Raw genomic sequence first — 10,645 nt, 5'->3', positions numbered from 1 at the left:
ATTTTGGACAGCCTGGCGAATAAGCTGTTGGGATGGACATATCGGCCCGCCACGAGCATCTTTCTCACCTCCTTCCTGGTGGTCTTTGTGATAGTATACTAAATCATACAATCATTGAAAAGCCCTACCCTTCGATAATCTCCCATGGTATACCTCGCTTCAACTCGGAATTCCGCCTTAGTTTATCCCATCTCTATCCACGTGTCAATCGGGGCAAGTCAGGCCGCCAAGGAAGTCATTTGTCGTCATCTTGAATGACGGCGAAGCCGAATGATCCAATGACCGTTTTTAATCATTGGAAAGCCCCACACCCATCACTGGCGCTTGCCGTTTTTCCGATTTTATGTTATTATCTTGGTTAAACCTTCGCATAGCTAAAATTTTGTTTTGCTTTGCGAACGTTTGGGGTGTCCTCGATGGCCGGGTTGGCCGATATAGCCAGACAGGTTATGGACGTGTTCAACCGAATACAGGAGGCGATAAAAGCCCGATATGTGAGGCAGATCACACCCTATAAGCTCACCGTCACGCAGTTCAAAGCGTTACAGCATCTCCATTGGCACGAGGAGGGATTGAGCATAGGTGAGCTCAGCGGCCACCTCGGCCTTACAAGCAGCACCGTCTCCGGAATAGCGGACAGGCTCCAGAGGGATGGATGGATCGAACGAAAAAGGGACCCGAAGGATAGGAGACGGGTGACGGTGAAGCTGACCTCGAAGGGCAAGGAGTTATTCGAGCAGAAGCCCAGAAGCACGGAGGATTTCTGGAGGGAAACCATAGCCCGTCTCGATGAGGAGGAGAGGATAAGCCTGCTTAAGATCCTCTCCAGGCTTAGAAGGGTCATGGAGAACCCCGAATGGCCCTCATACGAGGAGACACATCCCTCCCCTGATGAGACGATGAGCGAGATACTGAGGGATATGATGAACTGGGAAACCTCCAGGGTCGGGATGTTGCTCTTCATAGCGAGGTTGGCGGACGAGGAAGGCAAGGGCGAGATAGCGGCCTACCTAAAGCAGATGTCGCATGAGGAGCTCAATCACGCCGTTAGGATATCGAAGTTCATAGGCGAGATGAGAACGCTTAGGGAAAGTCTGGAGGGGTTCCTGGAGGATGAGAGGAGATCTCATGTGATGAAGATGGATGCCGCCCAGTTCGCCGAGGAGAACGGAAAGAATGAAATAGCCGAGACGTTAAGGAAAATCGGGGAGGATGAAAGAAGACATCGCAGATGGATCTATGGCCTTCTGAATCGGATTCGAATCGCTGAAGATCAGAAGGCTTATGCCGAATAATTAAATGAAAGGGGATATCCGGAAGAAAACAGCTTCCTGCCGTCATTCCGGCGGAAGCTTATTTTTTTGGAGGCAGAGATGTTTGGAAGGAGAAAGGAGAAGAAGGCCTCTCCGACGGATGTGGCCCCGAAGCTAGGTCCGTCGGATCTGATAGAGGAGATGCCAGAGGAGGTCGAGGGGATCGTCCTCAAAAACACCTCGGGCGATATCCTGATAGCGGTGAGCACCGATATGTCGCTGTCAGGCGAGTATAAGCTCGGATGGTTTATCGCCACCGATAGGGAGTTGCTGGTCGTCGATCCCTCAAACGGCGGATATAAGATATCGAAGATCGAGGTGGCTGAGATCAAGGAGGTCAAGCTCCATAGCTTCTACGGGAACAACCTCCTAAAGGTCTACACGGAGAACAGGGGGATCGAGCTAGCCCGTTTTTCCAAAACCCTGAGCAACAAGTTCAGAAGCGTATCGGAGGCCATAAAGGCCCTTGTGGAGGAATCCCATAAAGGCAAGGTGGAATTTAAGCCGACAGTCGAATCGCCGGAGGGGAGATGTCCCAAATGCGGCGCGCCGATACCCAGATGGCTGGGAACTTGCCCGAACTGTCTCGAAAAGCGGAAGCTGATCTTCAGGCTTTTGAGTTACGCCAAACCCTACTGGCATGTCGTGGCCATCTCGCTGGTGCTCATGTTCATAGCGACAAGACTGGAGCTGATGCAGCCGCTCCTGACGAGATCGCTGATAGATGACATCCTGACGCCTGAGGATATACCGCCCGATCAGAAGATCAGCATGCTGATTAAACTGGGATTGGAGCTGGTAGGCATCCTGGTAGGCGCCAGTATACTCGGTGCTCTCAGAGGTTATATGATGGCCTGGGTAGGCGGGAAGGTCAGCCTTAACCTCAGAAACCAGATCTATGAACATCTCCAGAAATTGGGGATGAGCTTCTTCTCACAGAGGGATACTGGAAGCATCATGTCCAGGATAACCTTTGACGCAGGGAGACTCCAGGATTTCATCGTGCGCGCTCTGCCGGACATGATCCAAAGTATGGTAACTCTGGCTTTTATCTGTCAGATACTCTTCACGTTGAACTGGAAGCTGGCCGCTTTGACGTTGATACCCACTCCGCTGATGGCCTTCCTCACGATATATTTCGGTGAGAAGATGCATAAGGTGTGGCACTCAATATCTAAAAGCTGGAGCTCACTCAACTCGGTTCTAACTGATACCATACCCGGGATAAAGGTGGTTAAGGCGTTTGTCCAGGAGAACAGGGAGATAACGCGGTTCTCCAACCACAGCAGCAACCTGTTCAAGCGGGGCATGCGCGGCGCGAAACTCCAAAGCCTCTTCGGCCCGCTGATGGGTTTCTCGACCTTCCTAGGAAGCATCATAATCTGGTTCATAGGTGGAAGATGGGTGATAGGCGACGTTTTGACCCTGGGAACCTTCACGGCCTTCACCGGATATATGTGGAGGTTCTATGGGCCGGTGAGGATGCTCTGCTTCCTCAACCAACGCTTTCAGAGGGCCGCTGCATCTGCTGACAGGATATTTGAGATACTGGATACACCCCCTGAGATAAAACCCGCCGCCCCGACCATTTCGATACCGGAACTGGAGGGGAGAATCAGATTCGATCACGTCACCTTCATATACGATGGCGGCGACAAACCCGCCCTCGACGATATCAACTTCGAGGTCGAGCCTGGTGAGATGATCGGATTGGTGGGCCACAGCGGCGCTGGGAAAACCACCCTCGTCAGTCTCATCTGCAGGTTCTACGAGCCGACCAAAGGCGCCATATATATAGATGAGCATAACATACTCGACTTGGATCTCAAATCCCTTAGAAACCAGATAGGTATAGTCCTTCAGGACCCATACCTCTTCAACGGCACGATAGCTGAGAACATCGCCTATGGCGTTCCCAACGCGACGATGAAGGATATTATCGCCGCCGCCAAGGCTGCCAACGCTCATGACTTCATCATCCGTTTCCCCGACGGATACGATACGATCGTGGGGGAAAGAGGGAGCAGGCTCTCAATGGGCGAGAAGCAGAGGATCTCCATCGCGAGGGCGATCCTCAAAGATCCTAGGATATTGATCCTCGACGAGGCGACATCCTCGGTTGATACCGTCACCGAGTCGCAGATACAGGAGGCCCTGGATAGATTGGTTAGAGGGCGTACAACCTTCGCCATCGCCCATAGGCTTTCCACGCTCAAGAACGCCGATAGGATCTTCGTCCTCTCCAAAGGCAAGCTTATCGAGATGGGCACGCACGACGAACTGATCGCACGAAACGGCCATTTCGCCGAACTTGTCAAACGGCAGATGGAACTATCGAGGATAAGGGAGGTGTGAGGATGAGGACGGAGGACGTGAGATTGCTCGATCCAAAAAAGGTCAAGCTGTTCCGAAACGAGTTCAACGAGTTATCGCTCGAATACGAGGGGCGGAGATACGATAACATCTCGGTGCTGAAAGCCTTTCCCCTCTCCGCCAGCACCTATTACATCGCCCTGATAGACAGCGAGGACAAGGAGATCGGAATGATCGAGGAGATCCATCTGCTGCCCGATAAATCCAGAAGGGTGCTCGAGGAGGAACTGTCCAGAAGGTATGTGATCCCGAAGATAGTTAGGGTTCTGGAGGTGGACGAGATATTCGGGATGCCCATATGGAGGGTGGTCACGGATCGAGGTGAAAGGACGATCGAGTTGAAAAGCAGGCATGACGCGAAACTCCTTCCATCCGGTCGGGTGATAATAAGGGATATGGATGGGAACCGGTATGAGATACCGAACTTCTGGGAGATGGACCCCAGAAGCAGGGGGCTCATAGAGACGGAGCTATGAGCCCCCATGTTTCCTCGCATGTCGGATCAATGCCCTCTCATTTGCCTGCCTAATCTTCTTTAACTTTTAACCCTTCCCCGTCAATCTTCACCTCCAGCAGTTTGGCGTTTTCCTTCTCCCTCAGTATTCCCTCCCATTCCCGCTTAATCCGATCCACGTCTGATGGATCAGGGGAGAGCGCCCAGACGCATCCGCCTCCTCCTGCTCCTGCAGCGGCGAAACCTGCCCCTACGTTCTCCGCGACCTCCATCAGCCTGAGAGCCATCGGGGTAAGCCTTTCGGGAACCATCCCATATCTCAGCTTATTTTCCTCGGAGACCAGAGATGCCGCCTTCGCCCAGTCATGTTCCTTCAGCGCTTGGGCAAATTCGACCGCTATCTCGTTGATCCTGAACCAGATTTTGCGGGAGCTGCCGTCCAGAAAAGACCTCACCTGTCTTTCATTTACCTCGCTCGATATATGGCTTTTACCTAAGTAAGCGATGACGAGCCTTCTCTCCAGCTCCGGATAATCCTTTTCACTGAGGATCCTCTCACGTATGAAGGGGGCTCTTTCGGAGTTGGAGTTGTAGGTCCATCTCCAGCGGTTCACCCCTCCATAAACGGAGGCACACTGATCTTGCATCCCTGTGTAGCTGTATCTCAATCCGTCCTCTATGTTATGCGCCAGCTCCACTATCCTCTCTCTGCTCATCCTCTGTTTGCCTAAAAGCGCACACGCCTCGTCCAGAGCCGCTATGGCTGTGACCGCCAAGGTCCCCGAGCCGCCCAGACCGCTTTTAGGCGGGGACTCATATGAAAGCTCGACGCTTACACCGTGCACGCCGAAATGGGAGAGTATGGCGAATATAAGCCCGAAATGGGCATCAAACGGCACCTTATCGGTGGGAAATTTCTCCTCCTTGAACTTATCAGCCACTCTCACCCATCCGAACTCATAGGGTTTAAGCCGGATATGGGTTCTCATCTTCAACGCCAGATTCGTCGTGGTAGGTGAGAGATGAGCGTAGAGCAAGGCAAATGGCTTGAGATCCCAGGTTCCCCCCACATCCAGCCTACATGGTGCCGATGCCCTTACCTTCCTATCGGCCAATATCTCACCGAGATATATCATGGCAACCTCCTGTCTGCTAGGGTCTAGGGTCAAGGGACGAGGGTCTAAGATCTTTTGCTTCTCGTCTCTCGACCCTCGACCTCCTTATCACCTGCATCTGTCTCATCAGTCTATCGGCTTCCTCGAAAAAGGCCCTCAGATCTCCCTGTTCTCTGACCCAAGCGATGTAGTCCTCGAAGATCTCCTCCAATCCCTTATGGGGTTTCCAACCGAGTAAGCTCCTTATCTTCTCTATGCTCGAGACGCTGTGACGGTTGTCGCCGAACCTGTATTCGCCGGGGATCACCGGCTCGATCGCTTTATTGAGCTTGCGTGCCAAGAGTCTAGCATATTCGATCACCGTGGTGGCCCTGCCCCCTCCGACGTTAAACGCCTCATAGTTCGCCCTTTCATCCTCAAGCGCCATCATGTTCGCCCTCACCACATCATCCACATGGACGTAATCCCTCTGTTGTAAGCCGTCCTCGAATATGATGGGAGGTTTATCATTTAGCAGCCTCAACGTGAAGATCCTGCATATGCCGGAATACTGATTGTAGAGCGACTGTCTCGGCCCCTGTGTGATCGAATACCTCAGAGCCACAGTGGGTATGCCCAGGCGGTAGCCGAACCTCAGGGCCGTTATCTCCCCGCTGTATTTCGACAGCGCATACTGGTTATAGGGGTTAACGTGTTCCTCCCTGAGCGGCAGGTTTTTCATGATCCGACCGCACAGAGGACATCTAAGCTCCCACTCACCCCTATCCAATTGGTCACGAGATCTGGCGGGAGGCATCATAAATCCATGTTCGGGACATTCATATTGTCCCTCGCCGTAAACCGCCTGTGAGGAAGCGACGATTATCTTTTCCACCTCCAGCCCGTCCTCGGCGATCACCTCATATATCATCGCCGTCCCCACCACGTTTGTGCGGAAGAACTTACTGAAATCCGGCATGTAGTCCTGATAGGCCGCTTGATGGAAGACCACGTCCACCCCCTTAAGCGCCCTTCTCATCGTCTCCTTATCGGCGACATCCCCCTCGATGAACTCGACATCCTCGGGAATGTAGTCTGGCTTGCCTTTGGGATGAACTCGTCTTTCGAGGTTATCCAACACTCTGACGTCATAACCTCTCCTCAACAGCTCATCGACAATATGCGAGCCGATGAAACCCGCACCTCCTGTGACAAGCGCAAGCATTTTCACCTCCGTTATACGGCCGAGAGTCAAGGGACAAGAGTCTAAATATCAGTGTCCCTTGTCTCTCGACTAACAATTTCATCCACGGCATCCTTCAAACAGCTAACGATAAGGTCGGGAGCCACCTGATCATCAGCTCTCGCCTCCCGACTTACCAATATATTAACCCCTACTCCCGCCTCCTCGCCGGACTGGATATCGGTGATGGAATCTCCGATCAGATAGGATGAGGATAGATCTATTTTCAGCTCTTCGGCGGCTTTCAGGATCATCCCCGGCTTGGGTTTCCTGCAATTGCAGTTTTCATGTATATCATGTGGGCAGTAATAGATGGCGTCTATTCGTCCCCCGGACCGTTCTATCTCCTCGCTCATTCTCCGGTGGATCTCCTCCAGATCCTCCTCCGTATAAAGTCCTTTAGCTATTCCCCTCTGATTGGTCACGACCACCACGAGGAATCCCATATCGTTGAACGTCCTGATCACCTCGGCGACGTCCGGGAGGAAACGGAACTCCTCCCATCGGGTCACATATTGTCCCTCAGGCATCTTCTCGTTTATGACGCCGTCTCTGTCTAGAAAAATCGCCCGCCGCATGTTCGATTTTGGTCTAGAACCATCGCTATTTAGAGGGGTATCTCCTCATATTGAATATAACCTTGCTGCCGTCCCGCTCGATGAGGAATGGAAGTTCTCTGAGCTCACTGAGCTCTTCCCTGACGGTATCCTGTTTATGACGTGGCACGTATAGAAGGAGAAATCCACCTCCGCCTGCGCCTGAGATCTTCCCTCCAAGGGCTCCGGCAGCCAGCGCCCTCTCATAGAGCTCATCTATCTTCGGATCGGTTATTTTGCTCGCCAGCCTGCGTTTATACATCCAGTTGAGATGTAGAAGCTCACCTATGGCGTCGTATTCCCCTCTCAGAATCGCCTCGCGCATCGGGATAACCAGTTCCTTGATCTTTCGGAGATACTCGATGTTTTCCCCTTCCTTGGTCTTAGCCCTCTGTTCCGAGAGTATCTCCTCCGACTTACGCGTCTTACCGGTGTAGAACAACAGCAGGTTGGATCCGATCTTCCTGAGCTGAGTATCGGTCAGAGGCAGCCTTTCGACCTCGACCGATTCGTCGAGATTGAACTTGAAAAGCCTCATCCCGCCGTATGCGGCGATATACTGATCCTGTTTGCCTATCGGTTTACCACATAGCTCGATCTCGATCCTGCATGCCTCTCTTGCGAGCCGTTCGGCGGTCACCTGCTCGCCCTTGTACATATAGAGGGCATTGAGCAAACCGACCGTCACGCTGCTGGAGGAACCCAGCCCAGAGCCTTCGGATGGGATATCGGCGAGGGTGGTGATCTCGATCCCGCTCTCCACGCCGGTGATCCTCATAGCCTCTCTCACGAGCTCGTGTTGGATCTCATCCACCGAGTCGCGGATCTCCTTCTTCGAGTAGTTGATGTAGATCTTGTCGTCGAACCTCTCCTTGACTATGACGAAGATATATTTGTCGATGGTCATATTGAGAACCATTCCGGGTTCGATCGAATAAAACGCCCTGAGGTCCGTACCACCTCCTGCAAGTCCGATCCTCAGCGGCGTTTGAACGATAATCATATCTCACCTCCATGTCAGATCGGTCAAGGGTCGAGAGTCCAGGGTCTTATTTTCTTTTGACTCTTGTCCCCTGACTCTCGTCCCTCGACCCTCACATCCACATCTCATTCGCGATCCTGTAGCTCTCCGGGGTGCCGATATCGATCAACCTTCCCCGGATGAGCCGGCCCTTCATATTGCCGACGAGCTTTGGGAGCAGATCGTAGCCGATATCACAGGGGGTTTTGCGAGGTATATAGTCGAAGATCGAGCATCTAGCGACATATATGCCGGCATTGGCGAGGTTGGTCTTCGGATTTTGCGGCTTCTCCTCGAAACTCACAATCGTTCCCTTCTCATCCAGCTCGGCTATGCCGCATCTTCGGGGTTCATCGGCCTCGAATAGCCCCATCGTCAGCGGCATCTCATGTGACCGATGGAACTCGATAAGATCACTCAGATCGGCATCCGTAAGGTTATCGGCGTTACAGATGAGGAAATCCTCACCCGGATAGACAAAGGATCTATTAGCAAGTATCGTTCCAGCGCTTCCCAGAAGTTCCGGCTCATATACTGTGATGATTCTCATATTCCGCTTCCGCAGCTCATCCTCCTTGAGTTGCAGAAAATTTAACACCTTATCCGCAAGGTGGTGCAGATTAATTAATACCTCATCGATCCCATGTCTTTCAAGTAGATCAAACCAGTAGTCCAAAAGCGGGATCCCCCGAATCGGCACAAGGCATTTCGGAATCTTGTATGTTAAAGGTCTCAGCCTCGTTCCCTTCCCCGCTGCCAGCAGAAAGGCCTTCATGGATTGACCTCCGTTTCAGTTAACTCCTCTCCACGAGCTTCTTTCAAGCTTGAGGGCGAATCGTAGGCCGTTATCATCCCTCCCTTTTCGATGGCTGAGATTCCTCACATGGTAGATCCCCGTCATCAGGTCGATTCTCCAATTTAACTTGGGTGGGTTATAGCCGATATTGAGGCTGAGGTCATGTCGGATCTCCTCCGTTCCCGAGAGGAACTCCCATTCCTCCGATCCGCCTTTAGGATGGATATCATTCACATCGGTTTCGCCTTCGCGCGTCAGGAGATATCTGAGGCTACCTCGGATATGGGAGGAGAAATCGCCTTTCAGCTCCAATCCCAGCGAGTCGGCATCGTTTCCCATCGGATGGCCCATTACCCTCTCCATGTCGGTATATGCCAGCAATCCGCTTTCATGTGTGTAACACCACTGGTTGATGAAAGCATATTCCACCCGAACCTCCATATCCCTTAATCCGAAAGGATCGACCAGATACCCTCCCATGAGAATTCCATATTTGCTGTCCCAGTCCTTGAATCCCTCCAATCCCTTCTGGGGTTGAAAATCGTCCACCAAAACCTCCCCATAGATCTCCACACCTTTGAGGGGCCGGATCGAAAGATCCCCACCTATGATCAGATTATCGACTGAGCCGCCCTTGTTCTCCGCTCCGCTGCGGTTGCCGTATTCCGTCATCGGTTCGGAGACGAAGTATATGGTAACGGGATTGAGATAGCCGATCTCAAATCTGTCTGAATAGAGGATCAGTTCGTGTATCCCGATCCGCATCCATCCAAACGGCAGAACCTCGAGCCTATGACCTGAAAGCCTCTTATTGCCACGCCCGCTTTTAAGGATGGAGGTGAAGGAGACGAAATCGATCCTTCTCGTTCTCAGATTCAGCGCTATCATGTCCTTCGGGCCGGAGTTATACGATAGAACCAGAGAGCCGAATCTCCCCGGACCCCACCACATCCTATCTCTCCCTATCAACAGAGAGAGACTGGGGGTAATTCGCACGTTGAGATATGCCCTTATCGAGCTCACCTGCCATAGATCCCCTGTGGAGTAGATCCTCTCGCCGGGAAGCGGAGGATAGTTTTGATGATCCTTCAACATGCCGTATTTGAATCCGGTCATAAAGGAGATCCTATCCCCTATGGCGCCGAAGATGGCGGGTTTGGAGTAGATCGACAGGTAACCCCCTGATCCATCATCTCCCACCTCTATCCCCCCTGACGGATCGAAGCCGAACCTCTCGCCTTTGCCTCTAAAGGCGGGGATGGATTTGATCAACCTCTTCAGCTTTCCGATCTCCGCCGGGGAGAGGGATATCCTCCCGTTTTCAGCCCGTTCCCTAATTCGATTTAGAATTGCAAGAGCCTCATCTGTGCGGATGGGGATGGTGTTGGTGTGAAAGTCTAAAAGACCTCTGACGGAGAGCCTTTCTATGAAGTTGTATATCTCGCTGTCGGAGAGATCGAGGGATATGAGTGGGACGGAATCCGAAGCCCGATGTCCGGAGTTTAAGGAATTTTGAGTGTCAGCCATGGTAAAAGGCGCAAGCCAAAAGGTGAAAGATAAAAGACATAAAAGCGATATAAGTCTGAATTTCATAAGCACCTCGCTCGGCGGGATTGACAGGGCAAATTTTAACATTCATACAGGTCGGTAGTCAACCGCACGCTATCGTTCATGTATAATGTTACCGAAATCGGATGTAGGCTCAAAAGATAATGTTACCGAAAGGGAGAGGAGAGATGGAGGGGAAGATGAACT

Annotated in this window: 9 protein-coding genes; 3 read left to right on the top strand and 6 right to left on the bottom strand. The window is 52.1% G+C overall.

Going from position 1 to position 10,645, the window contains the following annotated elements; translation table 11 throughout:
* The first annotated feature begins 416 nt into the window (after positions 1-416).
* From J7M22_10600 to J7M22_10590, 3 genes are all read left to right on the top strand, one after another.
* Positions 417-1,295: a MarR family transcriptional regulator gene (locus J7M22_10600; protein ID MCD6507058.1), complete on the top strand. Its 879-nt coding sequence runs from the start codon at positions 417-419 to the stop codon at positions 1,293-1,295.
* 78 nt (positions 1,296-1,373) lie between these two features.
* Positions 1,374-3,668: an ATP-binding cassette domain-containing protein gene (locus tag J7M22_10595; protein ID MCD6507057.1), complete on the top strand. Its 2,295-nt coding sequence runs from the start codon at positions 1,374-1,376 to the stop codon at positions 3,666-3,668.
* 2 nt (positions 3,669-3,670) lie between these two features.
* Entirely contained in the window at positions 3,671-4,162 is a 492-nt protein-coding gene (locus J7M22_10590; protein MCD6507056.1) for a DUF1854 domain-containing protein, read from the top strand.
* Positions 4,163-4,211: 49 nt separating this feature from the next.
* Here the strand turns inward: J7M22_10590 and J7M22_10585 are convergent, their stop codons facing one another.
* The 6 genes from J7M22_10585 to J7M22_10560 form a co-directional block, all read right to left on the bottom strand.
* On the bottom strand, positions 4,212-5,276 hold the full coding sequence (locus J7M22_10585; GenBank protein MCD6507055.1) for a hypothetical protein: 1,065 nt from the start codon (positions 5,274-5,276) through the stop codon (positions 4,212-4,214).
* A gap of 16 nt (positions 5,277-5,292) precedes the next feature.
* Positions 5,293-6,459 (bottom strand): SDR family NAD(P)-dependent oxidoreductase, encoded by a 1,167-nt coding sequence (locus J7M22_10580; GenBank protein MCD6507054.1) that lies wholly within the window; start codon positions 6,457-6,459, stop codon positions 5,293-5,295.
* Positions 6,460-6,500: 41 nt separating this feature from the next.
* Positions 6,501-7,055, bottom strand: a complete 555-nt coding sequence (gmhB, locus tag J7M22_10575; protein ID MCD6507053.1) for a D-glycero-beta-D-manno-heptose 1,7-bisphosphate 7-phosphatase — start codon at positions 7,053-7,055, stop codon at positions 6,501-6,503.
* 25 nt (positions 7,056-7,080) lie between these two features.
* Positions 7,081-8,076 carry a GHMP kinase gene (locus J7M22_10570; GenBank protein ID MCD6507052.1) on the bottom strand — a complete coding sequence of 332 codons (996 nt, stop codon included), beginning with the start codon at positions 8,074-8,076 and terminating at the stop codon, positions 7,081-7,083.
* 91 nt (positions 8,077-8,167) lie between these two features.
* Positions 8,168-8,869, bottom strand: coding sequence for a nucleotidyltransferase family protein (locus J7M22_10565; GenBank protein ID MCD6507051.1), 702 nt, complete (start codon positions 8,867-8,869; stop codon positions 8,168-8,170).
* Positions 8,870-8,884: 15 nt separating this feature from the next.
* Complete coding sequence (locus tag J7M22_10560; protein MCD6507050.1) at positions 8,885-10,483, bottom strand: hypothetical protein; 1,599 nt, start codon at positions 10,481-10,483, stop codon at positions 8,885-8,887.
* Between the last annotated feature and the right edge of the window lie 162 nt (positions 10,484-10,645).

The sequence above is a fragment of the Candidatus Poribacteria bacterium genome (genome assembly GCA_021162805.1).
Classification (GTDB): domain Bacteria; phylum Poribacteria; class WGA-4E; order B28-G17; family B28-G17; genus JAGGXZ01.
The sequence above is the reverse complement of the archived record's forward strand: the minus strand, read 5'-3'. Positions and strand labels throughout refer to the sequence as shown.

Coding starts and splice junctions, on each gene's coding strand:
- J7M22_10580 (MCD6507054.1), bottom strand. CDS start 6,459: ATGCTTGCGCTTGTCACAGGAGGTGCGGGTTTCATCGGCTCGCATATT.
- J7M22_10560 (MCD6507050.1), bottom strand. CDS start 10,483: ATGAAATTCAGACTTATATCGCTTTTATGTCTTTTATCTTTCACCTTT.
- J7M22_10585 (MCD6507055.1), bottom strand. CDS start 5,276: ATGATATATCTCGGTGAGATATTGGCCGATAGGAAGGTAAGGGCATCG.
- J7M22_10570 (MCD6507052.1), bottom strand. CDS start 8,076: ATGATTATCGTTCAAACGCCGCTGAGGATCGGACTTGCAGGAGGTGGT.
- gmhB (MCD6507053.1), bottom strand. CDS start 7,055: ATGCGGCGGGCGATTTTTCTAGACAGAGACGGCGTCATAAACGAGAAG.
- J7M22_10595 (MCD6507057.1), top strand. CDS start 1,374: ATGTTTGGAAGGAGAAAGGAGAAGAAGGCCTCTCCGACGGATGTGGCC.
- J7M22_10600 (MCD6507058.1), top strand. CDS start 417: ATGGCCGGGTTGGCCGATATAGCCAGACAGGTTATGGACGTGTTCAAC.
- J7M22_10590 (MCD6507056.1), top strand. CDS start 3,671: ATGAGGACGGAGGACGTGAGATTGCTCGATCCAAAAAAGGTCAAGCTG.
- J7M22_10565 (MCD6507051.1), bottom strand. CDS start 8,869: ATGAAGGCCTTTCTGCTGGCAGCGGGGAAGGGAACGAGGCTGAGACCT.